Origin of the sequence: Mycolicibacterium komossense (assembly GCF_025822605.1) — a bacterium.
GTDB classification, from domain to species: domain Bacteria; phylum Actinomycetota; class Actinomycetes; order Mycobacteriales; family Mycobacteriaceae; genus Mycobacterium; species Mycobacterium komossense.
Window position 1 is genome coordinate 376,378 of sequence record NZ_JACKTY010000020.1, and the last position, 26,101, is coordinate 402,478.

The window sequence follows — 26,101 nt, forward strand, 5'->3', positions numbered from 1 at the left end:
CCTCCGACGTACAGGATGCCCCGTGACCACAGACAAAACCGGCGCGGCGACCACCGTCACGCAGCATGCGCGGATGTTCACGATCACCGTCGACGGAGTCCCCGCCGGTCTGACCTCGTTCGTCGAGCGAGACGGCCAGCGGATCTTTCTGCACACCGAGGTAAAGCCGCAATTCGAGGGCCGCGGGCTGGCCGGCATTCTGGTCGAGACGGCGCTCGCGGCAACGCGAGCCGACGGTATGCACGTCGTCGCGGTCTGCCCCATGGTTGCCGCCTACGTGGCCAAGCATCACGACTTCGACGACATCGTCGACCCGATCACTCCACAACTCGACGAGTGGCTGATGGCCCAGCGGCACCGCTGACCTATCGTGACCGTGATGAGCAGTCGAGCCTTCTTCACGGCGGACGGTGCGGACTTCGTCCCCAACCCCATCGCCCAAGGGCCCTGGGGACACACCCTCGGCGGCCATATCGTCGGTGGACTTCTGGCCCGCTCCCTGGAGACTGCCGTGACCGATCCGGACCTTCAACCCGCCCGCCTCACGGTCGATCTGCTGCGGCCCATCCCGATGGCGCCGGTGCGCGTGCGGACGAAGATCGAGCGCGAAGGCCGCCGAATCACCCTCGTCGACACCGTGATCCTGCAGCATGACAGCGTCGTATCCCGGGCCAGCGGTCTCTTTCTGCGCCGCGGCGACGATCCCGACGGCCAGGTGTGGTCACCCCCGCTGGCAATGCCGCCGATACCCCCGATGCCGGCGGTCGTCCGCGCGGACCTGCCAATGCTGCTGTGGTCCTACGGGCCTGATCTCGACCAGCCGTTACCCGGCGTCGGCGCCGACCAGTGGGAACAGTCGCATGCCCAGAAGTTCGCCTGGGTTCGCGATATCCGATCGTTGATCGAGGGGGAACCGCTCACGCCGTTCACCAGGGCGGCCATGGCCGGTGAGGTGACCAGTTCGATGACCCACTGGGGCACAGCCGGTTTGCGATTCATCAACGCCGACTACACGATGACGCTGAGCCGGCTGCCGGTCGGCGAATACATCGGGCTCGCAGCCACCGCGCAGTTCGCCTCGGCCGGCGTGGCCACCGGTACCGCAACCCTCTTCGACGCACAGGGCCCCATCGGCACCGGCGTCGCAGTCGCCCTCGGCCAACCCGCGGGCGCTTTCACACCACCGAGCCTGGGGCATTGATGAACGTACTGATTTCGGTAGCCGAACTCGCACAACAACTTTCGTCCGGCACACCGCCACGTATCCTGGACGTGCGGTGGACCGTCGCCGAACCCGACGGCCAGAAGGCGTACCTGGTCGGGCATATCCCCGGCGCGGTGTACGTCGACCTCGACACCGAACTCTCCGACCACTCGGTCACCGGGCGGGGCCGTCACCCCCTGCCGAGCGCTGCCGCGCTACAGCGCAGCGCCCGGCGCTGGGGACTGAATCCCGGCGATCCGGTGGTGGTTTACGACGATTGGAACAGCCAGGCCGCGGCCAGGGCGTGGTGGCTGCTGCGCGCGGCCGGAGTCGAGGACGTCCGGCTGCTCGACGGCGGCTGGGGCGAATGGCGACGAGGCGGTCTGCCTGCCGAAATCGTCGCCGCGACACCGGATCCGGGCACCATCACGGTCGACAACCTGACGGGGCTGCCTGCCGTCGACGCCGATGGCGCCGCGCAACGGGCGTCGTCGCCGGATCACCTACTGCTCGACGCCCGCGCCGCCGCCCGCTACCGCGGCGACGAAGAGCCGCTCGATCAGCGCGCCGGGCACATTCCCGGCGCGGTGTCTGCGCCTACCGCCGACAATCTGACCGCTGAGGGCACCTTCCTGCCCGCGGCGGATCTGCGTGAGCGGTTCGCCGCACTCGGCGCGGACTCGCATCCGGTCGCCGTGTACTGCGGGTCGGGCGTCACCGCCACCCATGAGATCGCCGCCCTGGCGATCGCCGGTTACGACGCGGCGCTGTACCCGGGCTCGTGGTCGGAGTGGTCGAGCGCACCCGGACGTCCGGTCGCGACGGGGCCCAACCCGAGCTGAATCCGGACTGTCTCCCTCCTCAACCCTGCTCGTACCTCGCAGCGCATCGTCGACTCGACTACTCCGGACTGTCTCGCTCCTCAACCCTGCTCGTACCTCGCAGCGCATCGTCGACTCGACTACCGTGTGCCGATGCCGGCCTTGCGGATGTACACCCTGAACTTCGGCGTCGAGTACGTGCCGAAATCGCTGTCGGTTCCCGGCGGCGGCGAGCACACCATCACTACTCCCATCTATGGGGCGCTGGTGGAGACACCCGATGGAATGGTCCTGCTGGACACCGGAATCGGGCGGCGCGCGTTGGATGATCCAGAATTTCTGACCGCCTGCTACGGCGCCGACCGGCACCCGAGCGCAGCGGCGGGCGAACCCCTGGAGGTCGCGCTGGCCGAACTGGGTTTCACGCTCGCCGATATCGCCCTGGCCGCTGTCAGTCATCTGCACCTGGATCACACCGGGGGCATCCCGCTGCTCGCGGCGGCCGGGGTTCCGGTCGCGATTCAACGCGACGAACTCGAGTACGGTCGCGCACGTGCCGCCGCCGGCACCGAAGGCGAGATCGCCTTCTATCGCGACGACTACCTCGACGTCGAGGACGTCACGTGGGTTTTGCTCGACGGCGCCACCGAGTTGGCCCCCGGCGTCGACGCGATCCCCACCCCGGGCCACACTCCCGGCCATCAGTCCTACGGTGTGCACCTACCCGCCACGGGGAACTGGATATTCACGGCCGACGCCGCGGATCTGGCGGAGAACCTGCACGAGCACAAGCGATGCGGCAGCTGCGCCGAGGACCTCGAGGCGCCGCTGGCGCAGGAATCCGTCGAGCATCTCATCAGCCTGGCCGAGAGCCGCGACGCCCGGCTGATCCCCGGCCACGACCCGATCGTCTGGAAAGCCATCTGGCATCCCGAGGGCGGGCACCGCTGACGCCGCGTCAGCCCTCGCGCGGAAGGTGGATGCCGTACTGACTGATCTTGCGGTAGAGGGTGGCCCGGCTCATCCCGAGTTCGCGAGCCGCGTCGGCCATCGTCGGCGCCCCGTACGAGGACAGCACCCGGACGATCTCGCCGCGCTCGAAGGTTTCGATGCGGGACAGATGCCGCGAGGAGCCGGCCAGTACCTCGGGCGGCAGGCCGGCCACGTCGATGACGTCGGTGCGGCTCGCGGAATGTGACACCACCCGCGAAAGCTGGTCGACGTTGCCGGGCCAACCGTAGTTCTGCAGCGCCCGGGACGCGGGCGGGCTGATCACCACGTCGCGGCCGCGGGCGCGGCGGGCGATATGCGCTGCCAACGGAAGCACATCGTCGGGCCGATCACGCAGTGGCGCAACCGGAATGACGGTATCGACCAGACCGGCCAACGCAGTCGGAATGTCCTCGAACCGTTCGGCGGTCACCGCGAAGGGCACTGCGGTTGTTCCGCCGGAGCGCATCACCAGGTCCCGCAGCTGCTCGGCCACCCACGTAGGGAGCATGTCGACGTCACGGACGATGACCGCGGTGTGGTCCTTACCCAGCTCGGGTGTCCATAGTCCCAGCCAGGTCTGGACGTCCGTCGGAGCCGGGGCACTCGCCGACAGGATCCGGTCGCGCGGATAGGTGTGGCGGGCGGCCTGGGCGAGCAGCGTCGAGCGGCCCGCGCCCGGCTCACCGATGGCGGCGACGATGTGGCCCGACGCCATCGCCCGCTCGGCCTGGGCGACCCCGGCGTTCCAGGAATCCGACAACTCGTGCACGGTCCCCGACCCAGGTTCCAGGCGCGGCACTTCGACGCGGAACACCTGGCCGCGTGGGGTCTGCCGGGGTCGGCGTCCCGTCGATCTGGCCAGCATCAGCGCCATGGTGTTGCTGGCCGCCGACCGCGCCAGCGCCAGCAACAGCTCGCTGGAGGACCGCGACCAGGTGGTCAAGTTGACACTGCCCTCAAGCCGCCCGCTGGTGGGGTCGAGGACCGGTACCGCCGCGCAGGTGAACGTGCACAGATTGAGCGCGTAATGCTGATCGGCGCGAACCAGCGTCGGCGCCCGGTCAGCGAGCGCGAGCCCGAGACCGTTGGTGCCGACCTCCCGCTCGGAGTATGCGAAGCCCGGCGCCAGGTGCACGTCGTCGAGGGCCTGCAACAGGCTGTGATCGCCGCTCAGCCGGCTGAGCACCACTCCGTCGGAATCGGTGAGCATCATGCTGACCGGCTCGTTGGCCAATGTGCGATGCAGCTCGACCAGTACCTCGTTGCCGCATTCGAAGAAGAACGACCCGAGGTCATCGGTGCCGGTGAAAACCGGTTCGACGGTGTCCTGCGGGACGCCGTACTCCTCGCTGCGTTGCCAGGACGCCAACAATCGGCGGGGCACTGGGGCCTCGCCGTGCTGCAGCTGGTGCAGCGTCACCCGGTCCGGCAATCCGGACGGCTCGTCTGATGCACTGTGATCCACGTTACAACCAGCATCGCAGAGCGACCCCCGTCAATCGACCGGTCAGAGTCTCAGATTGAGACGCAGAGAGGCTCCGCTCCGCCGCCCGCCGCACCTAGGCTCCGGTCAGTTGATGTGACAGCTCTCACATCAAATTCCCGACGAAACCACCCAGGAGAAACCGCATGTATCGCAAGGACGGCACCAGCTACTTCATCGTCGACGCCCACGTTGCGCTGTGGGACGCCCGGCCGGAGAACCAGCGCAACATCCACGGCAAGCAGTTCATCGACTGCTTCTACGACTACCACCGGAACCTGTCGCCGGAATCGGAAGTCTGGAGCTACGAGGACTACCTGTACCAGGGTGGTGCGCGGCTGATGAAAGACCTCTTCGAAGACGGGTATGTGGACCACGCGATCTTCCAGCCCGCGGCGCTGGGCGAGTTCTACTACAAGGGCTTCGGTCAGACCGACGAGGCATTCGAACTCGCCGGCAAGAACCCCGACAAGCTGACCTACAACCACAACTTCGATCCTCGCAACGGCGAGGCCGGCCTCGACCAGCTCCGCGAGGATGTTGCGAAGTACGGCCTCAAGGGCGTGAAGCTCTACACCGCCGAGTGGCACGGCGAGTCCCGCGGCTGGCGGCTCGACGACCCATGGGCCTACCGGTATTTCGAGGTCTGCCGAGAGCTTGGCGTACGCAACATCCACGTCCACAAGGGACCGACCATTCGTCCGCTGGATCGCGACGCGTTCGACGTAGCCGATATCGATCACGTCGCCTCGGACTTCACCGACCTGAACTTCATCGTCGAGCATTGCGGGCTGCCACGGCTGGAGGACTTCTGCTGGATCGCGACACAGGAACCGAATGTGCACGCCGGCCTGGCGGTCGCGATGCCGTTCATCCACACCCGGCCCAAGTACTTCGGGCAGATCATGGGCGAGTTGTTGTACTGGATCGGCGAGGACCGCATCCAGTTCTCGTCGGACTACGCGATCTGGACGCCGCGCTGGCTGGTGGAGGCGTTCGTCGACTTCCAGATCCCCACCGAGCTGGCCGAATACGCCCCTATCACGACCGATCAGAAGAAGAAGATCCTCGGGCTCAACGCGGCCAAGATGTACGACATCCCGGTGCCGGCCGAGCTGCGGCTCGCTTCCGAAGCCGACGCAGCGGATGAGCCCGCCGTCGGGCCGCGCGGCGCCGACGAGACGGCCGATCACCTCGTGGGGGCCTGACGTGGATCGTCAGTTTCTGCGGGACGCGATCATGCGAGCGCTCGGCGTGGTGATCGACCCCGAGCTCGACGAGCCGATCACCGATCTCGGTTTCGTGCACACGGTGGACGTCATGCCTGACGGCGATGTCGAGGTGCACCTCCGCCTGCCGACGTCGTTCTGCGCGCCAAACTTCGCCTACCTGATGGCGTCGGACGCCAAAGATGTTCTGGCGGGATTGGATTGGACGCGCACGGTCACCGTCGAGCTCGATGACCATCACGACTCGGACATCATCAACAGAGGTTTGGCAGCCGATGCCGGCTACCGCGGTACGTTCGCCCACGAAGCCGAGACCGATCTGGACGAGCTGCGGGTGACCTTCCAACGCAAGGCGCACACCGCGGCGATGGAGCGTTGCCTGACCGCACTGTTGCGCGCCGACCCGGCGCGACCGGTCACCGAACTCGGTACGGTCACGATCGCCGATCTGCCCGGCAACGCCACCACGGAGTCGCTCCTGCGCCGCCGGGTGAGTATCGGGTTATCCACGACGCCAGTCGATCTGGTGATGGTCGACCACCAGGGCAACGGGTACACCCCCGAGTCTGTCCCACTGATGCTGCGCCGCGCCAGATCCACCCGTATCTCCATCGACGGCAACGCGCATTTCTGCCGCGGGCTGTTGCGCACCCGCTACACCGACGGCGGAAGCGAGACGGTCAGGGAGCCGTCCGCCTTCATACCGCTGTCCGCCCTCACCCACTAGTCGAGAGGAACCACCCGTCATGAGCACCATGCGAGCCGTCCAAGTTGTCGGCTATCACCAGAATCTGGAAATGGCCGAGGTCCAAAAGCCGATGCCGACAGGACCGTTCGACGTCGTCGTCAAGATCGGCGGCGCCGGCGTGTGCCGCACCGACCTGCACATCCTCGAAGGCCAGTGGGCCGACAAGTCACAGGTCCAGTTGCCGTACACGATCGGTCACGAGAACGCCGGCTGGGTGGAGGCCGTCGGCTCGGCGGTCACCAACGTCGCCGAGGGTGACAAGGTGATCGTCCACCCCTTGATCACCTGCGGATTGTGCCGCGCCTGCCGCTCCGGCGATGACGTGCATTGCGAGGCAAACCAATTCCCCGGCATCGATACCAACGGCGGCTACGCCGAATATCTGAAGACCTCGGCACGCAGCGTGGTGAAGATCGACGACTCGCTGGAACCAGCCGATATCGCCGCGCTGGCCGACGCCGGCCTGACGGCCTATCACGCGGCGGCGAAGGCAGCCAAGCGGCTCACCCCGCGCGATAAGTGCGTGATCATCGGTGCCGGCGGCCTGGGCCACATCGGGATTCAGGTCCTCAAGGCACTCACCCCGGCGGAACTCATCGTCGTCGACCGCAATCCCGAGGCGCTCAAACTGGCCGAGGCCATCGGCGCTGACCGTGGCGTCATCGCCGACGGGACCCAGGTGGACCAGGTCCGCGAGCTGACCGGCGGCAACGGCGCCGAGGCTATCGTCGACTTCGTCGGCGAAGGCGGTGCCACCAGCGAGGGGGTCGCCATGTTGCGCGGGGCCGGCGACTACTACGTCGTGGGTTACGGCGAGAACATCAACGTGCCGACCATCGACATCGTCTCCAGCGAGATCAACTTCATCGGCAATCTCGTCGGCTCATACAACGACCTGTGCGATCTGATGGCACTGGCCGCTCGCGGCTCGGTCAACCTGCACACGCAGAAGTACACACTCGACGATTTCCAAACGGCCATCACCGATCTCGACAACGGCAACGTCCGCGGGCGCGCCATCCTCATCCCTTAAGGAGCGATCAACCGTGATATTCATCGTCGTGAAATGGACGCCGAAGCCGGAACTCGTCGAAGACTTCCCCGACATCGTCGCCGACTTCACCAAGGCCACCCGCGCGGAACCGGGCAACCTGTTCTTCGAGTGGTCGCGCAGCCTGGAGAATCCCTCGGAATACGTTCTGGTGGAGGGGTTCCGCGATGGCGAGGCCGGAGGCGAGCATGTCAACAGCGCGCACTTCAAGGCGTTTGTCGCCGAAGCGCCCGACGTGCTGGCCTCAACCCCGCTGATCATCAGCCAGTCGATCGACGCCGACGGCTGGGGAGAGATGGGTGAGATCAGGGTGTAATCACCCTCCTAGCGAGGTCATCACTGATTCTCATCTCTGTCACACGGAGCAGAACGAGGCTGGTGCATATGCCATTGCACCGCAACTCCTCTGTGAAGGGTTCACCCACATGACAGATCAACCAGATCAAGTCCCCGGCCACGTGACCGAGCCGATCGAGCCCGCAGCCGCTGCCCATCCGACACCGTCTCGATGGGAGCGGTTGCGGCCGAAGTCTCGGCTGTCTCAGGTCGCGGCGGCTGTCATCGCCGCAGCCGCCGCCGTCTTCGTCGCCGGGGCGATCTTCGCGACCGGTTTCGCACTGGGTTCCGAGGGCGGCGGGCACCACGGACACGGCGGCGGTGAGCACAGCTGGCAGGCGGACCACCAGAACGGCGACGGCGAGCACCACCGGCACCACGGTCAGGACGGCGACTCGGGCCGCGACGGGGACGGCGGCTGACGGGCGCGCGTGTTCATCGCACGGTCGCCGGCTCGACACTCACCAGTCGAATTGCACCTCGCCCAAGGTTGCCGATATAACGTGCACTTGTGCCAGACATTGATCGACGCAGCTGGATGGTGATGGCGGGTATCGCCGCGGCGGGCGCCGTGCTTCCCGCACCGTTGGCCCGGGCCGACCCGGGCGAGGCCGGCGCAGGTCCCGGTCCCGCACCCGCACCGGCGCCCGGTGGACCGGCCGCCGCACCCGGCCCGGCGTATCTGTTCCACGATGAATTCGACGGCCCGGCCGGTTCGGCCCCCGATGCGTCGAAGTGGGTCATCTTCACCGAACGCGAGAAGATCAAGAACCCCGTGTTCTGGGACCGGCCCGAGAACATGGGTCAGTACCGCAACGACCGTCGCAACGTATTCATCGACGGCAACTCCAACCTGGTCATCCGGGCCACCAAAGAGGGCAACAAGTACTTCGGCGGAAAGCTGCAGAGCACCTTCTGGGGCGGTATCGGGCACACCTTCGAAGCCCGGATCAAATTCGACTGCCTGACCAACGGCTGCTGGCCGGCCTGGTGGCTGCTCAACAACGATCCCAACGTCGGCGGCGAGGTCGACATGGCCGAGTGGTACGGCAATCAGAACTGGCCGTCGGGCACCACCGTGCACGCGCGCCTGGATGGCACGTCGTTCGCGACCTTCCCGTTTCCGATCGACAACGCCTGGCACGTCTGGCGGATGACCTGGGACCAGAACGGCATGTACTTCTGGCGCGATTTCGCGCCCGGGATGGAGCCGTACTTCACGGTGCCGGCCAACTCGCTCGACGACTGGCCCTTCAACCTGCCCGATTACACGCTGTCCCCGGTGCTGAACCTCGCGGTCGGCGGTTCCGGTGGCGGCGATCCGGCCGGCGGAAACTATCCCGCCGACATGCTCGTCGACTGGGTCCGGGTCTGGTAATTCACCCACCCACCCGAAAGCCGCCCCGGTGCACAACCGGGGCGGCTTTCGTATTTCCTGGCAGCCTTCCTGGCAGCGTCGTCAGCGCAGGGTCTCAGCCAGGAAGTTGAAGATGGTCTGGTGCAGTTGGTACATCGCGCCTTCGTGGCAGTGCGCGCCCGCGCCGTCCGCGCTGCGCATCACCACGTGCTGGTGCGCGGTCTTGTTCGCCGCCTGCAGCTCAGCGTCGACGTGGGCGGCCTGACCGGCGAAGACGGCGTCGTCCTCACCCTCGAGCAGCAGCACCGGTGTCTGGATCTGGTGGATGTCCTCGTCGGTCAGGGTGTAGGCAGCGGTGCTACGGACATATTCGGCGAAGGTGGACACCCCGTTGACCCACACCCCGTTCTGCAGCCCCCAGCGGGCATTGGTGTCGTCCTTGGCCATCGTCTCCAACAGCGGGTTGGCCTCGTCGTCGCGTTCCTGCTCGATCAGGGTCAGCACGTCGGCCGGGATCGGCGGGTAGGACGCATAGAACGTCGTCATCCCGTCGTTGCAGACGATCGCCGCCGACCGGTGGTCGTGGGCGGCGTAGCGCGCCACCAGGTAGCCGCCGAGGCTGTAACCGAAATGCACGATTTTGTCGTTGTCGATCTCGGGCACCGTCAACGCGTAGTCGACCACCGGACCGAGCACGTTCTCCCAGTCCGGCCGGTAGGGCACCTTGTCTTCGCGGATCATCGCGCCCTGGCCGGGGCCGTCGTACGCCAGGAAGTTGTAGCCCCGGCGCAGTGCCGCCGCCCCGATGACGAAGTAGCCCTCTTCGCGGGTGGAGTCGAAACCGTTGGTGTAGATGACGGTGGGGCGCGGCTGGCCGCTGTCGTCGACGAGGAACAGATAGGCCGGTATCTCGCCGTCGGCATAAGGGATGGTGACTTCGCGGAACGGGCCGTCGAGCAGCGTGCCCGCTCTGACCATATAGTCCTTCGAAAGCCGCGAAAGGTCGCGCACCGCAGGATCATTCGCCGGATCCGTGCGGCAGTAGAACTCCGCCGACCGGTAGTAGCTCGAGGCGCGGAAGAACGCCTCCCTGGCGCTGACGGGGTCGCCGACCGCCAGCGAGCTCTCGCCGCGCTGAGCGGTGCGCACGGCGATCGCCCGCCAGGCCGCGGTCCACGCTTCCTCGTCACCCTCGGGGATTTGCGCGGTCGTGACGATCACCTCGCCGATATCGGCCCCGGCATCCCCGGCGAACCCGGCTGCGCGCAGCGTCTCGAACTTGAATGCCTCGTCCTTGAAAATGAACTCCATGATCTCGTCCCCGGTGTGGTCGGAAGTGTTTGACTCGTTGAGCTTTTCGCGTTCGGGGACCGATGTCGTCAATGCCCGCACCCAATTGCACTACCGGCTAGCAGGGTGGTCGCGGCGCGGACGATTACGGATTCCGCTCGACGCCCAATACCATTGACGGGGTAATGACCGAAAATTCCGCAGGTCTCGCGACCGCAACCGCTGGGTCGACGGGTCCCACTGGGCCCTCTGAAGACCGCATCTCTGCCGAAGCGCGACGTCGCAGGACGTTCGCCGTCATCAGCCATCCCGACGCCGGTAAGTCGACGCTCACCGAGGCGCTGGTGCTGCACGCCAAGGTCATCACCGAGGCCGGTGCCATCCACGGCAAGGCGGGCCGCCGTTCGACTGTGTCGGACTGGATGGAGATGGAGAAGGCCCGCGGTATCTCGATCACCTCGACCGCGATGCAGTTCCCGTACACCTCGCCCACCGGCCAGGACTGCGTCATCAACCTGCTGGACACCCCGGGACACGCCGACTTCTCGGAGGACACCTACCGCGTGCTGACGGCCGTGGACTGCGCGGTGATGCTCATCGACGCCGCCAAGGGCCTCGAGCCGCAGACCCTGAAGCTCTTCGAGGTGTGCCGGCTGCGCCGCATCCCGATCATCACGGTGATCAACAAATGGGACCGGCCTGGCCGGGACCCGCTGGAGTTGATGGACGAGATTCAGGCCAGGATCGGCCTGCGTCCCACCCCACTGACCTGGCCGGTCGGTATCGCGGGAGATTTCAAGGGCGTTCTCGATCGGCGCACCGGCAACTTCATCCGGTTCACCCGCACCGCGGGCGGTGCCACCGCCGCCCCCGAGGAGCACCTCGAGCCAGGCGCCGCCCTCGCCTCGGCGGGGGTCGATTGGGAAACCGCGGTCGAAGAGTCCGAACTGTTGTCCGCCGACGGCTCCGACTTCGACCGCGACACATTCCTCGGCAACGCGACGACGCCGGTCCTGTTCACCTCCGCCGCCCTGAACTTCGGCGTCAATCAGCTGCTCGACGTCCTGGTCCAGCTGGCACCGTCACCCAACGGGCAAATCGACGTCGACGGTCAGCGGCGCCCCACCGAGTCACCGTTCAGCGCGTTCGTCTTCAAGGTTCAAGCCGGGATGGACTCCGCGCACCGCGACCGGATCGCCTACGCCCGGGTGTGTTCCGGCACGTTCGAGCGGGGCGAGGTGCTCACCCACGCCACCACCGGAAAACCGTTCGTCACCAAATACGCCCAGTCGGTGTTCGGCCAGCAGCGCTCGACGCTGGACACCGCGTGGCCCGGCGACGTCATCGGACTGGCCAATGCCAATGCGCTGCGCCCCGGCGATACCCTGTATCGCGATATCCCCGTGCACTATCCACCGATCCCGAGCTTCTCCCCCGAGCATTTCGCCGTTGTGCGCGGCACCGATCCCAGCAAGCACAAGCAGTTCCGCAAGGGCATCGAGCAGATGGAGCAGGAAGGCGTCGTACAGGTACTGCGGTCAGACCGCCGCGGTGAGCAGGCACCCATCTTCGCCGCCGTCGGGCCGATGCAGTTCGAGGTTGCCACCCACCGGATGGCGACCGAACTCAGCGCACCGATCGCCCTGGAGTTCCTGCCGTACACCGTGGCCCGTGGCGTGGACGCCGCCGGCGCCGAGGTGCTCAAGAATCAGCCGTCGGTCGAGGTGTTCACCCGCACCGACGGCGTCCTGCTGGCGCTGTTCTCCACCAAGTGGCGTCTGGAAGGCTTCCAGCGCGACAACCCGGACGTGAACCTGTGGTCGCTGGTGGCCGCGGGCGACGCCTGACAGCGTAGTCAGACTGTCGGCTGCGCGACTGAGCGCAGCGCCCGCGCCCACGCGAGGAATTCGTCGGCGGAGAACACGGGTTTGCCCATCTCCTGGGCCTTGCGCGCCTTGATCGACTGCGTGCCGACCTCGGCGGCTATCAGCGCCTCACACTGCCACTTCGACACCGTCTTGACCGGCACCAGCCCTCGGGCCTTGGCGATCGTCGCAAGCTCGTCCTTGGATACCGGTCGGCCAGCAGAATCCTGCGCCGTGCCGGTGAAGGTGACCCGCGCCCCCGGGTTCAGCACAGCGGAGATGTCCGGGCCCGCCCACTCCGATTCGACTGAGCTGTCGATGATTTCGATACCGAGCAGGGCCGACGCCGATTCCAATCGCCGGATCGACTCGTCGGTCAGCCGGGCGCGCTTCGCGACAGCCTTGAGCTGCTCGGCGACCGAATGCCGGGCCGCCGCCAGCCATGATGTCTCGACGATCGCCCCGGCCTGAGCCCTCACCTGCTCGACGTCGACGCTGCCCAGCAGAGTCCCACCGATGTGCTGGCTCACCTGCAGAAGTGCGGAGACCGCGGGTAGCTGCAGCGACGTCGGGGTGCGCGCCCGGTGATCACGACTGACCAGATGGCCCGAAAGCGGCGGCGCCAGCCGAGGTTGCGCGAACTCCGTCGAACCCGCATCCGTGTACCCGGATGCGGTGAGCGCGTCCAACGCCACACGCGCCCGCTCGAGGGCGGTGCGGCCCGACCGGGCCCGATGCTGTTCGGGGGTCAACCCCGCAGAGGGCACCTCGACGCCCAACGGCATCACCACGACATGCCCGAGCCGCTTGAGTTCGAAGTCGATGATGCCCATCGTGGTGTCGATCTGGAAACCCACCGGCGTGCAGCCCACCAGCATCGGAGCGATCACACTCCATGCCTCGGCCAGCGTGGGCGCCAGCAGGACATCCGAGGCGGAAATGCCGAAGGCCTGACGCGCGTCGGCGAGATCGCACTGCGGATTGATCACGGTGCTGACCGCGGTTCCGTCGTCAAACGCCACCGCGAGTTCGACCGGGCGCGGCCGTGACATCCTGCCCTCGTCGCCGACGGTGAGCACCTCGACAGCGCAGTAGCGACGCTTGTTTCCATGTCGCACAGACGAATTCAGGAAGCGCGCAATTCGCCGATCGGACTTGAGGTCCTTGGGCAGGACCGGCCGCTTGAGGACCAGCCCACGCATCGACGTGCACCTGCTGAGCGCGACGTAGAGTTGGCCGGAGGAGAAGGTCCCGCCGGTCAGGTCGACGACCACCCGGTCCAGGGTCTGGCCCTGGCTCTTGTGGATCGTGATCGCCCACGCCAACTTGAACGGCAACTGGGTGAACGAGCCGACGACCTGGTGGCGCAGTGCCCCGCCAGCAATGACCGGCCGCGTCGCCTCCCAGGTCTGTGGAACGACGTCGGCCACCGAGCCGTCATTGAATTCCACTGTCACAAGCAGCTTTTCGCCGTCGATGACATCCCTGATCCGCCCCATCGTACCGTTCACCCAGCGGTCGGATTCGTCGTTGTTGACCATCATGATCTGCGCACCGACCTTGAACCGGAGTTCGTCGTCGACCGGCGGATCGAACAGGCTCAGGTCGCCCGTCAGCGTGGCGCGGTGGTGGACCTCAGCACCGGGCAGCTGATCGAGGTTTTCGCGGTTGCGCGCCGTCACCAACCGATTAGTCGGTGCCAGGGTCAGCCAGAACTCGTCGTCGCGGGGCACGAAGAACGGATCGGTGCGGGCGTTGAGTTGCCTCTGCGCGTGCCCCAGCAGGATGCCTTCGCGGATCTCGTTGAGGATCGAGGTCATCCCGTCGTCGCCCGACTGGCGGAACACGGTGGTCAGCGCGACAGTCGGGAAGTCCTCGCGGCGGAAGCTGTCGGCGGAGAAGAAGTAGGGGGTCGCGTAGCGGGTGGCGAAGAACTCGGCCTCGGCTTCCTGCATCACCGGCGGCAGTTGGTAGAGGTCCCCCACGAGCACGATCTGCACGCCGCCGAACGGCGTCCCGGGCTCAGGGCCGAATCGGCTGAGCGCGGCGGCCAGTTTGTCGAACAGGTCGGCCCGAACCATCGACGCCTCGTCGATGATGAGCGTGTCCAGAGAGGCCAGGGTCTCGGCGAACCGGGTCGGGCGGTATCGGCCGGAGCGAACATCCTCCACCGTCATCCAGGCGGTGAAGCCGAACAACCGGTGGATCGTGTAGCCGTTGACGTTGAGTGCCGCGACGCCGGTCGGTGCGACGACCACCGCCTTGCGCTCCGAGTCCGCCATGAACTGCCGGATCAACGTCGACTTACCGGTGCCGGCCTTACCCGTGACGAAGAGGTGGCGTCGTTCGCGCAGGAGTGCCAGCGCCCTGCTGAACTCTTCGGTCAGCACGATCTCGCGCCCGGGCACCTTCTCACCCCCTCTTCCTCCGTAGGGATCGTCTCAGACTCTGACCTTATTCGCTGGTCAGCTCATTGCCATGACGACTTTCCCTGCGGCGGTGCCGGTTTCGACGGCCTCGTGGGCCGCGTTGATTTCACTCAGATTGTATTCATGTCGATCGAGCCGTGGGTGCAGCTCCTCTACCGCGAATCCGTCCCCGCCGCGGCCGGCCCATCGGATGAGCGAGCCATCGCACCGGTCAACCTGACGGTGTTCGGCGTCCTGCGCGATACCCACTCCGTGCTGGTCTACCTGCTGGTTCCGCTGATCGCCGCTCATATCTCGGCGGTCCTGACGCACGCCATCGGATTGGGCGACGGGATGTTGCGGAGGATGACGTTCCGCCGGCGGCACACGCCGTAATCTTTTGCTTGCCCGAGCAAACTCCTCGGCGCAGTGCCTACAATCACTGCGGCAGGGGCCGATCCCCGGTAGAGGAGACTCGCGCTGGGATCCCCATGGGCGGGCCGGATTACGTAAGGCAACACATGCAACACGCCGAAGTACGCCTCACCGGACTCCGGCGCGGACACGCCACGGTGCGATCGCTGGTGGTCGCTGTCCTCGCTTTGCTCGCGGTCGCCGCCACCAGCCTCGCGGCCACGATCACCTCCGCGGTGACCCTGTCCGCGACAGCGCTGATCGTGCCGGGCACCGGCGAGCCCGATCCTGGCTCCATCGCCAATCTGGAAACCAACGCGGTGAGGTACTACATCGTGCCGGGCACCACTGGGCACACCGCGCCGTGCCCGGCCAATTCGTGCAGCCCCGTCGGGATCCCGTACATCGCCCAGTTCTGGCCGTTCCCGATCCCCGGCTGGGGTGGACTGTCCGGCGCCAAGTGGAACGTCTCGGTGGCCAGCGGCGTGACCAACCTGCAGAAGGAGTTGGCTGCGCTGGCGCCGGATCCGTCGGCCGGCGACATCACGATCTTCGGCTACTCCCAAGGTGCATCGGTCTCGAGCATCGAGAAGAGCGTGCTGGCGGCGAGCCTCACCGAGGCCGAGAAGACCCACTACTCCTTCGTGTTCATCGGTAACCCGGAACGACCCAACGGCGGCATCTTCGAGCGGTTGGCCGCCCTGGGGACGGTGCCGATCCTCGACGCTACCTTCGGCCTGCCCAGCCAGACCAACACAGGCATCCAGACCACCGATATCGCCTTCCAGTACGACGGCGTCGCGGATTTCCCGGAGTACCCGATCAATCTGCTGGCCGACCTCAACGCACTGGCCGGGTTCGCCTATGTGCATCCGTCGTACCTGACACCCGACGGCGCCGCCACCAATCCGTCGAGCACTGCGCTGCCCGACGGCTACACCTACGAGGAATTGCTTGCAGCACAAGCGAATCCGGCCAACCGCGTGCAGGTCGGGGACACCCTCTACATCACCATCCCGACCCGGACGCTGCCGATCCTCGATCCCCTCATCGCACTCGGCCAGGCGACCGGCACCAGCGCCTTGGTGACGCCTGTCGTCGACCTGATTTCACCGGCGCTGCGCGTGCTCATCGACACCGGTTACGACCCCAACGCCAACCCTGGCGTCCCCACCCCGTTCCAGCTGATCCCGCCGATCAATCCGGTGAAGCTGGCCGGCGACCTGGCCACCGCGACGGTGCAGGGTGTGCAGACCGCATTGGCCGACCTGGGCGGCGCCCAATCGCCCACCCCGTCGAATCCGGTACCGCTGATCCCGCCGATCCTGACCGTCACGGCGCCGTCGAATCTGACGCCCAGCACCGCGGCCTCGCGGCCGCTCACTGCTTCCGCCACGGCGCGCACGGTGTCGACGACGGGCTCCGGAACCCGGACCATCACAGCGGCCGCGGCATCGGCGGCCAGCACCGGGAAGGCCGCCACGTCCGGGGCGGGTCACACCGCCAAGGCGTCCGGCGCGGCGTCGAAGCACTCAGCGCAGAAGTAGAGCGTTCTCGGCGCCGAACTCGGCGAAGATCACGTGCGCTTGGCGAGCCGAGCCGGTCGGCCTGCGTTGTCGCCCACTCGCAGCCTGGTCGACGAGGTGGCTGGGGGTCGGCGTTGTCGACGCGGTGCTTCAGGTTCGAACGGGGCGAGGATGAGGTCGTCGACCATCCGCCGATGGGTGTCATCGACGCGGTCGGGATCGGTGGTGGTGAAGAAATCGATGACCAGACCTTGGATGGCGGCCAGCGCCAGTCGTGCGCGAGTTTCGGCAATCGGTGCAGGCATCCCGATGGCTTCCATTCGCAGCTGCGCGTTGCGGGTCAGCTGAGCGAGCGTGTCAGCGGTGTAGCGGGCATAGGGGCTGTCTTGTCCGCAGGCGGCGCCGAACACCTGCTCGAGGATCCGCAACCGGGAACGCTGGTCGCCACGGGTGATCAGGTGCCAATCGTCCAGGCACCACTGCCGCAATTCCTCCGCGGTGGTGCACAGCTCGGGTTCGGGCACGTTCTGCTGCTGCAAGCCGGTCATGACGGCCAGGATCAGCTGCTCTTTGCTCCCGAAGTAGTAGATCAACATTCGCGCACTGGTGCCCATTTCTGCGGCCAATGCCCGCAACGAGGTATCGATCACCCCGGTGCGAGCCAACACGTCGGTGGCCTGTTTGACCAGTTCATCGCGCTTGGCGTAGTCGAATGGACGAGCCACACCCTTGACTGTAACAGTCGTTTCAGTTACATGTTATGCGATGGGGGACAGAACAATTCGACGAGCTGCCGCGCACGGGCACGCAGCGGTCCGGCCCCGCGGGGACGTCCGGCTCGCGCGGTGGGTGGCCATCGTCGCCGGACTGGCCGGCTTCGTGCTGTCCGCGCTGACACCGGTACTACCGGTGGTGCAGACGACCGCGACGCTGGAGTGGCCGCAGAGCGGGCGCCTGGGCAACGTGACGGCACCGCTGATCACTCTGACTCCGGTGTCGTTGACGGCCACCGTCCCTTGCGCGGTGTTACGAAGTCTGCCGCCGGCGGGAGCCACGGTCCTGGGCACTGCGCCCACCGGGGGTAAGGACGCGATGCTCGACGGGCTGTTCGTGACGGTCGGCGCCCAGCGAGTAGACGTCATCGTGCGCAACGTAGTCGTCGCCAGCATCCCCCGCGGCCGCGTCGCCGACCCGCGTTGTGAGCGCATCGACATCTCCTCATCGCAGGCCGGCACGTTCGCCACCGCGGTCGGTCTCACGGCGCCGGATGGGGGCGCCCTGCGCTCGGGCTATGCCGACCCGAATCTGCGTCCGCAGATCGTCGGAGTGTTCACCGACCTGACCGGGCCTGCGCCGCCGGGGCTGTCATTGTCGGCGGTCATCGATACCCGCTACACCACTTCCCCCACCCCGCTGAAACTGGCGGCAATGCTGGGCGGGATCACCGCGACCGTGATCGCACTGCTGGCGCTGTGGCGACTGGACCGCCTCGATGGCCGCCGCGCGCACCGGCTGATCCCGGTCCGGTGGCGCCGATTCACCACCGTCGACACCACGGTGATCGGGCTGTCGGTGATCTGGTACATCGTCGGTGCGGGCTCCTCCGATGACGGCTACCAGCTGCAAATGGCACGGGTCGCCGGCCACGCGGGCTACATGTCGAACTACTTCAGGTGGTTCGGCAGCCCGGAAGACCCGTTCGGCTGGTACTACAACTTGCTGGCCCTGATGACCGACGTCAGCGATATCAGTCTGTGGATCCGGCTGCCGGATCTGGTGTGTGTCCTGGTGTGCTGGGCGCTACTGTCCCGCGAGGTGCTGCCGCGCCTTGGGCCAGCGGTGGCCGGTAACACGGCAGCGGTGTGGGCGGCTGCGCTGGTCTTGACGGCGGCGTGGATGCCGTTCAACAACGGATTGCGACCCGAGGGGCAGATCGCCACTGGCGCGCTGATCACCTACGTACTGATCGAGCGCGCCATTGTTTCTCGGCGCGTCACGCCGATCGCACTGGCGATCGTGACGGCCGCCTTCACCCTCGGCATCCAGCCCACCGGGTTGATCGCGGTCGCCGCGCTCCTGGCCGGCGGGCGACCACTCCTGCGGATCGTCGTGGCCCGGCACCGGCAGGTGGGCACTTGGCCGTTGGTGGCGCCACTGCTGGCCGCGGGATTCGTGGTGCTGACAGTCGTTTTCGCCGACCAGACTCTCGCCGCGGTCCTGGAAGCCACCCGGGTGCGTACCGCGATCGGTCCCAGCCAACCCTGGTACACCGAAAACCTGCGGTACTACTACCTGATTCTGCCCACCACCGACGGGGCACTCGCCCGCCGGTTCGGCATCTTGATCACCCTCGCATCCCTGTTCCCGGCACTGCTACTGCTGTTGCGGCGCAAGCGAATCCCCGGCGTCGCCATCGGTCCGGCGTGGCGGCTGATGGGCACGATCTTGGGCACAGTGTTCTTTTTGACCTTCGCCCCCACCAAGTGGATCCACCATTTCGGACTGTTCGCCGCGGTCGGCGCGGCGATGGCCGCGCTGGCCACCGTCCTGATGAGCCGGGCGGTACTGCGGTCCGCGCGAAATCGAATCGTCTTCGCCGCGATCGTATTGTTCGTTCTTGCACTGTGTTTCTCCTCCACCAATGGCTGGTGGTACGTCTCGAGTTACGGCGTGTACTTCAACGACGGCACCCCCCGGCTTGGCCCGATCACCCTCAGCGGTGTCTTCTTCGCACTGTGTCTGGTGTCACTGGCTTATGCGGGATGGCGGCATATCAGCGCAACCGGTCGGCCCGAACCTCGGCTGGTCCGGGTACTGACCGCAGCACCGGTCCCGGTCGCCGCGGCAGTGTTGGTCGTCGTGTGCGTCGCGTCGCTGCTGATCGGCGCGGTCCGCGAATACCCGACCTATTCCAATGGCTGGGCCAACCTGCGTGAACTCGCCGGCGGCTGCGGCCTGGCCGACGACGTGCTCGTTGAACCCGACCCGAACGCCGGCTTCCTCACCCCGCTGCCCGGTGACTACGGACCGCTGGGACCGCTCGGCGGTGACAGCCCCATTGGGTTCACTCCGAACGGAGTACCCGAACACATTCTGGCCGAAGCGATCTGGCAGAGCAACTCCCAACCCGGCACCGACTGGGACGCACCTACAGCTCTGGACAGCCCTGGTATCAACGGGTCCAGCGTCCCGCTGCCCTTCGGGTTGGACCCGCAACGGGTGCCGGTAGCAGGCAGCTTCACCGGCGGCCCCCAACAACCCAGCACCATGACGTCGGCCTGGTACCGACTTACACCGGCAGATCCGGGCCGCCCGCTGGTAGTGGTCACCGCCGCAGGCACCATCACCGGCGACAGCGTCGTATCCGGCCGGACCGACGCCCAGACCGTCGCCCTCGAATACGGCGCGCTCGGACCCGACGGGACCCCGCGACCCGCCGGCAGGCTCACCCCCTACGACATCGGACCCCAACCTGCCTGGCGCACACTGCGTTTCCCGCGCACGCAAATCCCTGCCGACGCCGACTACGTGCGGATCGTGGCCGACGACCGCTCGCTCGATCCTGGCGCGTGGGTAGCTGTCACACCACCTCGAGTTCCCGAATTACGTTCCCTGCAAGAGTATCTGGGATCCACCCAGCCGGTGCTGATGGACTGGATGGTTGGCCTGGTGTTCCCCTGCCAACACCCGATGCTGCACGCCAACGGTGTCACCGAAGTGCCCAACTACCGGATCTCGCCCGACTACCCCGCCAAACTACAGAACCCCGACACCTGGCAAGAGGGCCGAAACGGCGGCCTGCTCGGCATCACCGATCTGCTGCTGCGCGCACACGTCATACCCACTTACCTCTCCCACGACTGGGGCCGTGATTGGGGATCTCTGCGTAAATTCGACACCATCGGCAACGCCTCAGCAGCCGACATCACCCTCGATAGAGCTGTGCGCAGCGGACTCTGGAATCCCGGGCCGATCCGGATCGCCCCCTAGCTCCACTTGCCCTGGCACTCGCCAGCTGCTGCTCAGATGCCGTAGCCGGCTGCGCGGCTACGGTGGGGGCGGTGAAGCGTGGTCAGGCAGGGCCGAATACGGCGGCGAGATCATGCTTGTCGCCGCGAAGGTCGCCAGCGGCGATCGCTTGATCAATGGTCAGCAGGCCTGCCGCCAAGCCCAGCACCACCATGGGTTCTGCGTGAAACATGTTCTCTGGGAGCCCGTTAGCGTCAACGCGCGTGACGTGGGGACCCGTCTGGTCGATACTCACCGCGAAGGTGACGGCGTCGACCTCGATACCGATGGTCGACGGAGTGTGGCTTCGCTTGTGCTGCAGCAGTGATTCGAGCGCGACCACCAGCCAATGCGGTTGAAAGCTGTCGTCTTGCGGACCGGAGATCATGAGCGGTTTGCTCCAGTTGACCAGTGCGGCGACGGCCCCACGGAGTTCGTGGCCCCATGGGGTGAGTGCGTAGGCGACACCGTTGCTGTCGGCGTCGAGTTGGCGCTCGATCACGGCGGCGTCCTCTAGCTCGCGCAGACGCTCGGCCAGCAGGTTGGTGGCGATCCCGGGCAGCCCGGCCTGAAGCTGTCCGTAGCGGGCTGGCCCCACGAGTAGCTCGCGCACGATGAGCAGATTCCAGCGGTTGCCGACGACGTCGAGTGCCCGCGCCAAGCCGCAGTACTGGCCATAGGAACGCGTACTCATCGGTTGATCTCAATCTCGTCGAAGTCGAGCGCCAACAGGGTGGGCCGAGGCAGGACTCGCGCGCCGGGACCGCGGGGTAGCACCCGCCGTTGGGTAGGGAAAATGAGGCCGTCGACGTTGCGGTGCCGGCTGCAGTAGAGCGCGGCGGTGGCCCATCCGCCTACGGGTTCGGCGAGGAAGTCGTGGCGTCGGATCAAGCCGGCGGCGTCGATGTAAAAGGTCTGCTGCCGGCAGTGGGTATCGATCCGTGCGGGGAATGTTGCGAGAAGTCGTCGCCAGTGCTGGCCTGATTCCCGCCAAGGCTCACCTTCGGTGACGGTGACGTCGTTACGGGTGAGCAACAGCGGCGCAGTCAGATAGTTCCAGAAGGCGTATCCCGCGAAATAGGCGACATCGAGTGGGTCCCACCGTAGGTTGCGGCGCAACCCGCGCAGCCCGAAGAACGTCGCACGCGGGTCGGTTCGGGTGTCGAGTGGCGCACCAGCGTGATTTTCGATCCGGACCTCTCCGCGGTCGAACACCGCGCGCTCTCCCTTCCGTGGGAAGCCTTGAAGGACGGTATGCGGCTCGTCGAGGCGGACCTCGACGGCGAAGGTCGCCAGTTTGTTGCCGGGAAACCGTCTGGGCAGCAGACCGCCTAAGCGTCCGCGCGCGGTGATCGACGAAACGGATTGCCAGCGCTGGGCGCCGCCGTGGGCAGCGATGACGTCGTCGAGCAATCCGCCCATAGAGCCGCGCTCCCATCGCTCGGACACAATCCCTTGATAATTTCCCGTCTACTTGTAAATATAAAGTACCGCTTCGCCGGAGGGATCCGATATGAACACTGTGCAACCTGTAGGGCAACGTCCGGCCTGGGTGGACGACGAATTGTTCCCTTTCGAGAGTCACTTCGTAGAAGTGGACGGCAACGTCGTGCACTACATCGACGAGGGGTCGGGGCCGACACTGCTGTTGTTGCACGGTAATCCGGTGTGGTCGTTCGTCTATCGCGATGTGATCGCCATCCTCAAGGACCGATTCCGTTGCATCGCGGTGGACTTCCCCGGGTTCGGCCTGTCCACCGCCGCCCCCGGATATCAGTACCTGGCCAGAGACCACGCCGAGCTGCTCGTGTCGTTCGTCGACCACCTTGACCTCTCACACGTGACACTGGTCGGCCACAACTGGGGCGGTCCGCTAGGCCTCTACGCAGGCCTGCGACGGCCGCGCCTGTTCGATCGCCTCGTGCTGACGAACACGTGGGCGTGGCCGTTGAACGGCGACCTGAGCAGTGAAGTGTTTTCCCGCGGTATGGGGGGACCCATCGGACGCGCATTGAACAAACAGTTCAACCTACTGGTCAACTTCTTCATCCCCTCGGCGCATAAACGCCGAAAGCTCACCGCAGCCGAAATGGCCCACTACCGCCAAGTGATGCCCACGCCGCAGAGCCGCCACCCCTGCGCGGTACTCCCAGGCGAACTCGTCGGCGCACGCGAGTTCTTCACCGATCTCGCCGAGGGCCTCAGTCCACTGCACAGCTTGCCCACACTGATCTTGTGGGCAGACGCGGATCCCATTTTCACCGACAAGTACCGCACCCGACTGGAAGCGACGTTCCCCGACCACGCCACGACGGTCCTGCATGGCGTCGGCCATTTTCTGCAATCGGATGCGCCGACGGAATTCAGCGACGCCATCGCCACGTGGTGGACCCAACAGGGAACCCAGGACACCGCAGCGCCATAGCCTCCCACCGAGCATCGATCACGTGCACTTACCCGCGGAAACCCGTCTCACACCAGGAGTTCCGATGTCCTTCTCCAGTTCCGACGAACCAGCCGCACCGGGTTTGTTGTCGGCGATCACCGCCCTGCGTACCGCTGCGGAGAACGCCGACGGAGAAGCACTGGCCGGGATTGTGGCATCCGACGTCATCTTTCACACCCCATTGACCTCGCGCATCCGCTTCGAGGGCCGCGAGGAAGTCACCGCACTGCACCGCGACATCTTCGCGGTCATCGAAGGCCTATCCACTACTGAACCGTTGACGCGCGGCGATACCGGAGTATTCACCTTCAGCGGGCACGTGCGCGGCCTGAAACTCGAGGCCATGAATCTGGTCCGCGTCAACGATCACGGCAAGATCGTCGAATTCACGATCTTCGCTCGGCCGTTGCCTGCGTTGGCAACACTTTTCGCGACGCTGCCACCGCGGGTCACCGCTCGGCGGCGTGGACGTGCGAAGGGCGCTCTGGTAGCCGCCCTCGCCACGCCGCTGGGGCTCGCCCTGCGGACGGCGGACGTCCTCGTACCCAGACTCATCTAGCCACGAGGGAAGCTCGTGGGATGGAATTGAGGCGACGCAGTGTGTTTCGATGCAAACGAGATGTTCGATCCTCCGACCTCATAACCACACCGGCCCCTGGTGTAGAGAAACGAGGTCGATCACATCTTGGCTCAGTAGTGGGGTGCTTTGCTTGCTTCGTCTTCCAGTCGACGATGCGCGTCATCCCAATCGGGTCGGGATTGGGATGCGGGGACTGACCAAAATACAAACAGCGATCCCTCGGTACGCGAGCGGAAGCGCTCCATCACCCTGAGGTGGGGCTGCTGCGCCACTGCCGAATTGAGTGAGTCACGATCCTCCCAAGCGGACAGTGTGTAGAACGTCTTTGCGAGTGGTTTTGCTATCAACGAGACGCCGACAACGCCCGGCGATCGCAGCATCTGCCGACGAATCCTCACCGCTGCCAAGAGAAACGGTGTTACGTCGCGCCGTTGCCGCAACTGGAATCGAGAGGCCATCACGGTCAACTCGCCCGCGGGCGGTCTGGACCTTTTCGGTGCAGTCCATGGAAGGGTCGGCATAGTCGGTTCGGTCTCCCCGGTTGTGGTCATTCCACCATCACAGGCCAGTACTGACATGTCAATAGTGGAGTATCGAAGAGTGTCCCTTCTCCGGAGATTCGGGATCGTGACCCGAGCACTCCTTGCGGAGATCGCGCCGACTAACGGTGTTCGATCACAAACTGGCGGATGAGACCATTCACCTCGGCAGGGGAACTCGACCGGCAAAGCGCGTGAGGCGTTGGATGCGGAGTTCGGGTATTTCATAGATGGGGAATTCGATGCCCATGATGGCCTCATGCATCTCCAGCCACGCTTGGAAGTTCTCGTCGAGTTGCGCAGCGCGGAATGCCTTGGCCAGTTACACGGGCACGTAGTCGTGTATTGATCCCTTCTTCTGCCTAACCTCCGACGCGGTTGACTGTGAACTGCCCGGGATACTCGCCCGACCCCCCGATCGCGCGACGGCGGCCGGCTATACGACGTCGACCACTTCGTCGAAGTGCTGTCGCCGGTTGACGGTGCCGGTGAACCGCGCCGCGGCGACGCGCGGCAGCAGACGCCCAAGCCACGTGACGGCCCGGTACTGGCGACCGCCGGGGTAGGACGCCGCCCGGCCCTTGGCGAAGTCGTCCAGCGTTCGCGCCGCAATCCGCTGTGGTGCATCGGCATTGGCTTGCATGCTGGCTGTGGTGCCGTCGAAGAAGCCGGTGTCGATCGGGCCGGGGTGGCTGGCCATGACGCGCACGCCGCTGCCCCGCAACTCCTCGGCCAACGATTCGCTGAAGGACAACACGAACGCCTTGCTCGCCGCGTAGGTCGCCTGGAAGGGCATCGGCTGAAACGCCGCGACCGACGAGACGTTGATGATGCCGCCGGAGCCGCGGGCGACCAGTTCGCCACCGATCGCGTGGGTGAGCGAAAGCAGACCGTTGACGTTGAGTTCGACACTGCGGAGTTGGCCATCGAGTGGTCGGCGCAGGAACGCACCCGCCCCACCGGCCCCGGCGTTGTTGACCAACAGGTCGACGGTCAGCCCGCGGTCGTGGAGCTCTTCGAGGATCCGTTGCGGACCCCCTGGAGCGATCAGGTCACCGACGATCACCTCGGTGTCCTGGTTGCCGTACCGCTGACGAATCTCCGTCGCGACCTCTCCCAACTGGGCCGCCGATCGGGACACCAGGATCAGTCGGGCTCCGCGCCGCGCCAGCTCCAGCGCGAGCGCCTTGCCCAGACCCTTGGATGCGCCCGTGACGAGTGCGGTGACGCCGCGGTAGTCGGATGCCATCCGGTCCTCCATTTGATTCGAGACTTGAAGTATCGACCGTAACAGATACTTCGACTCTCGAGAGATCGATAGGCTGACGGAATGGTCGCATCCGAACTCCCGGCGGTGGTCGCGGCAATCCACCTCATCTGGATGCGCACCAATCACCTACTCAGCGAGGCACTGGCCGAGCACGGCCTCACGACCGCGACCTTTCAGGCGCTGTGGGCGCTGGACCCCGACGCTCCGCCGCCGTCGATGAAGGTGATGGCCGAACGCATCTACTGCAACGCCCCCAATCTGTCGTTCATCACCAATCAGCTTGCCGCGCGGGGTTTTGTCGAGCGGTCCGTCGATCCCGCCGACCGCCGCTCGCGCGTCCTCCTCTTGACCGACAAGGGTCGGCGAGCTCGGAAGGACCTCGTGCGCGCGGCGACGGAGAACACTCCGCTGGGGGTGCTCGGCGACGACGAATTGCGGCAACTGCTTACCCTGCTGCACCGAGCCGTGCCGACCCCGCCCGACTGACCCAGCCGGACCGTGCGCACCTGGGATCTTCACGCGACGGAGGACGG

The 26,101-nt window shown here is 66.1% G+C and carries 25 protein-coding genes; 17 read left to right on the top strand and 8 right to left on the bottom strand.

What is annotated here, in order from left to right; all coding sequences use genetic code 11:
- Window positions 1-22: 22 nt before the first annotated feature.
- From H7J73_RS09430 to H7J73_RS09445, 4 genes are all read left to right on the top strand, one after another.
- Window positions 23-364 carry a GNAT family N-acetyltransferase gene (locus H7J73_RS09430; protein ID WP_264067051.1) on the top strand — a complete coding sequence of 114 codons (342 nt, stop codon included), beginning with the start codon at window positions 23-25 and terminating at the stop codon, window positions 362-364.
- Between the two features lie 15 nt (window positions 365-379).
- Window positions 380-1,201: an acyl-CoA thioesterase domain-containing protein gene (locus H7J73_RS09435; protein WP_264067052.1), complete on the top strand. Its 822-nt coding sequence runs from the start codon at window positions 380-382 to the stop codon at window positions 1,199-1,201.
- Window positions 1,201-2,046 carry a sulfurtransferase gene (locus H7J73_RS09440; protein ID WP_264067053.1) on the top strand — a complete coding sequence of 282 codons (846 nt, stop codon included), beginning with the start codon at window positions 1,201-1,203 and terminating at the stop codon, window positions 2,044-2,046. The genes H7J73_RS09435 and H7J73_RS09440 overlap by 1 nt, the downstream gene beginning before the upstream one ends.
- 132 nt (window positions 2,047-2,178) lie before the next feature.
- The gene (locus tag H7J73_RS09445) at window positions 2,179-2,976 is read left to right on the top strand and encodes an N-acyl homoserine lactonase family protein (protein ID WP_264067054.1); all 798 of its coding nucleotides are present in this window, start codon (window positions 2,179-2,181) and stop codon (window positions 2,974-2,976) included.
- A gap of 7 nt (window positions 2,977-2,983) precedes the next feature.
- Here the strand turns inward: H7J73_RS09445 and H7J73_RS09450 are convergent, their stop codons facing one another.
- Window positions 2,984-4,483, bottom strand: a complete 1,500-nt coding sequence (locus H7J73_RS09450) for an AAA-type ATPase lid domain-containing protein (RefSeq protein WP_264067055.1) — start codon at window positions 4,481-4,483, stop codon at window positions 2,984-2,986.
- A gap of 164 nt (window positions 4,484-4,647) precedes the next feature.
- Between H7J73_RS09450 and H7J73_RS09455 the strand changes: the two genes are divergently transcribed.
- From H7J73_RS09455 to H7J73_RS09480, 6 genes are all read left to right on the top strand, one after another.
- Entirely contained in the window at window positions 4,648-5,709 is a 1,062-nt protein-coding gene (locus H7J73_RS09455; RefSeq protein WP_264067056.1) for an amidohydrolase family protein, read from the top strand.
- Window positions 5,710-5,740: 31 nt separating this feature from the next.
- Window positions 5,741-6,457, top strand: a complete 717-nt coding sequence (locus H7J73_RS09460; protein WP_264067121.1) for an iron-sulfur cluster assembly protein — start codon at window positions 5,741-5,743, stop codon at window positions 6,455-6,457.
- Between the two features lie 28 nt (window positions 6,458-6,485).
- A complete protein-coding gene (locus H7J73_RS09465) occupies window positions 6,486-7,511 on the top strand; it encodes an NAD(P)-dependent alcohol dehydrogenase (protein WP_264067122.1) in 1,026 nt (341 codons plus the stop codon).
- A gap of 13 nt (window positions 7,512-7,524) precedes the next feature.
- A complete protein-coding gene (locus H7J73_RS09470; RefSeq protein ID WP_264067057.1) occupies window positions 7,525-7,845 on the top strand; it encodes a putative quinol monooxygenase in 321 nt (106 codons plus the stop codon).
- A 109-nt stretch (window positions 7,846-7,954) separates the two neighbouring features.
- Window positions 7,955-8,287 carry a hypothetical protein gene (locus tag H7J73_RS09475; protein WP_264067058.1) on the top strand — a complete coding sequence of 111 codons (333 nt, stop codon included), beginning with the start codon at window positions 7,955-7,957 and terminating at the stop codon, window positions 8,285-8,287.
- 116 nt (window positions 8,288-8,403) lie between these two features.
- The gene (locus H7J73_RS09480; RefSeq protein WP_276031105.1) at window positions 8,404-9,243 is read left to right on the top strand and encodes a glycoside hydrolase family 16 protein; all 840 of its coding nucleotides are present in this window, start codon (window positions 8,404-8,406) and stop codon (window positions 9,241-9,243) included.
- 81 nt (window positions 9,244-9,324) lie between these two features.
- Here the strand turns inward: H7J73_RS09480 and H7J73_RS09485 are convergent, their stop codons facing one another.
- Entirely contained in the window at window positions 9,325-10,605 is a 1,281-nt protein-coding gene (locus H7J73_RS09485) for an alpha/beta hydrolase family protein (protein WP_264067059.1), read from the bottom strand.
- Window positions 10,606-10,697: 92 nt separating this feature from the next.
- On the opposite strand from H7J73_RS09485, the gene H7J73_RS09490 reads away from it, so the two are divergent.
- On the top strand, window positions 10,698-12,359 hold the full coding sequence (locus H7J73_RS09490; RefSeq protein ID WP_264067060.1) for a peptide chain release factor 3: 1,662 nt from the start codon (window positions 10,698-10,700) through the stop codon (window positions 12,357-12,359).
- Between the two features lie 8 nt (window positions 12,360-12,367).
- On the opposite strand, the gene H7J73_RS09495 is transcribed toward H7J73_RS09490, so the two are convergent.
- Window positions 12,368-14,785, bottom strand: a complete 2,418-nt coding sequence (locus tag H7J73_RS09495) for an AAA family ATPase (RefSeq protein ID WP_264067061.1) — start codon at window positions 14,783-14,785, stop codon at window positions 12,368-12,370.
- Between the two features lie 144 nt (window positions 14,786-14,929).
- On the opposite strand from H7J73_RS09495, the gene H7J73_RS09500 reads away from it, so the two are divergent.
- Together H7J73_RS09500 and H7J73_RS09505 are read left to right on the top strand one after the other, a co-directional pair.
- A complete protein-coding gene (locus tag H7J73_RS09500; protein ID WP_264067062.1) occupies window positions 14,930-15,181 on the top strand; it encodes a hypothetical protein in 252 nt (83 codons plus the stop codon).
- A gap of 125 nt (window positions 15,182-15,306) precedes the next feature.
- Complete coding sequence (locus H7J73_RS09505; protein WP_264067063.1) at window positions 15,307-16,746, top strand: PE-PPE domain-containing protein; 1,440 nt, start codon at window positions 15,307-15,309, stop codon at window positions 16,744-16,746.
- A gap of 29 nt (window positions 16,747-16,775) precedes the next feature.
- Here the strand turns inward: H7J73_RS09505 and H7J73_RS09510 are convergent, their stop codons facing one another.
- On the bottom strand, window positions 16,776-17,450 hold the full coding sequence (locus tag H7J73_RS09510; protein WP_264067064.1) for a TetR family transcriptional regulator: 675 nt from the start codon (window positions 17,448-17,450) through the stop codon (window positions 16,776-16,778).
- A gap of 40 nt (window positions 17,451-17,490) precedes the next feature.
- Here H7J73_RS09510 and H7J73_RS09515 point away from each other — a divergent pair, with 40 nt between their 5' ends.
- Window positions 17,491-20,715 carry an arabinosyltransferase domain-containing protein gene (locus H7J73_RS09515; protein ID WP_264067065.1) on the top strand — a complete coding sequence of 1,075 codons (3,225 nt, stop codon included), beginning with the start codon at window positions 17,491-17,493 and terminating at the stop codon, window positions 20,713-20,715.
- Between the two features lie 82 nt (window positions 20,716-20,797).
- Here H7J73_RS09515 and H7J73_RS09520 read toward each other — a convergent pair whose 3' ends face one another.
- Both H7J73_RS09520 and H7J73_RS09525 read right to left on the bottom strand, forming a co-directional pair.
- Window positions 20,798-21,427 carry a winged helix-turn-helix transcriptional regulator gene (locus H7J73_RS09520; protein WP_264067066.1) on the bottom strand — a complete coding sequence of 210 codons (630 nt, stop codon included), beginning with the start codon at window positions 21,425-21,427 and terminating at the stop codon, window positions 20,798-20,800.
- The gene (locus H7J73_RS09525) at window positions 21,424-22,155 is read right to left on the bottom strand and encodes a hypothetical protein (RefSeq protein ID WP_264067125.1); all 732 of its coding nucleotides are present in this window, start codon (window positions 22,153-22,155) and stop codon (window positions 21,424-21,426) included. Before H7J73_RS09525 ends, H7J73_RS09520 begins: the two co-directional genes overlap by 4 nt.
- A gap of 91 nt (window positions 22,156-22,246) precedes the next feature.
- On the opposite strand from H7J73_RS09525, the gene H7J73_RS09530 reads away from it, so the two are divergent.
- Both H7J73_RS09530 and H7J73_RS09535 read left to right on the top strand, forming a co-directional pair.
- Window positions 22,247-23,158: an alpha/beta fold hydrolase gene (locus H7J73_RS09530; RefSeq protein WP_264067067.1), complete on the top strand. Its 912-nt coding sequence runs from the start codon at window positions 22,247-22,249 to the stop codon at window positions 23,156-23,158.
- 64 nt (window positions 23,159-23,222) lie between these two features.
- Window positions 23,223-23,738: a nuclear transport factor 2 family protein gene (locus tag H7J73_RS09535; RefSeq protein WP_264067068.1), complete on the top strand. Its 516-nt coding sequence runs from the start codon at window positions 23,223-23,225 to the stop codon at window positions 23,736-23,738.
- Between the two features lie 131 nt (window positions 23,739-23,869).
- On the opposite strand, the gene H7J73_RS33830 is transcribed toward H7J73_RS09535, so the two are convergent.
- Both H7J73_RS33830 and H7J73_RS09540 read right to left on the bottom strand, forming a co-directional pair.
- Window positions 23,870-24,559, bottom strand: coding sequence for a DUF3291 domain-containing protein (locus H7J73_RS33830; protein ID WP_353961991.1), 690 nt, complete (start codon window positions 24,557-24,559; stop codon window positions 23,870-23,872).
- Between the two features lie 175 nt (window positions 24,560-24,734).
- Window positions 24,735-25,547 (bottom strand): SDR family NAD(P)-dependent oxidoreductase, encoded by an 813-nt coding sequence (locus H7J73_RS09540; protein WP_264067069.1) that lies wholly within the window; start codon window positions 25,545-25,547, stop codon window positions 24,735-24,737.
- An 81-nt stretch (window positions 25,548-25,628) separates the two neighbouring features.
- Between H7J73_RS09540 and H7J73_RS09545 the strand changes: the two genes are divergently transcribed.
- Window positions 25,629-26,054: a MarR family winged helix-turn-helix transcriptional regulator gene (locus H7J73_RS09545; protein ID WP_264067070.1), complete on the top strand. Its 426-nt coding sequence runs from the start codon at window positions 25,629-25,631 to the stop codon at window positions 26,052-26,054.
- Window positions 26,055-26,101 lie beyond the last annotated feature (47 nt).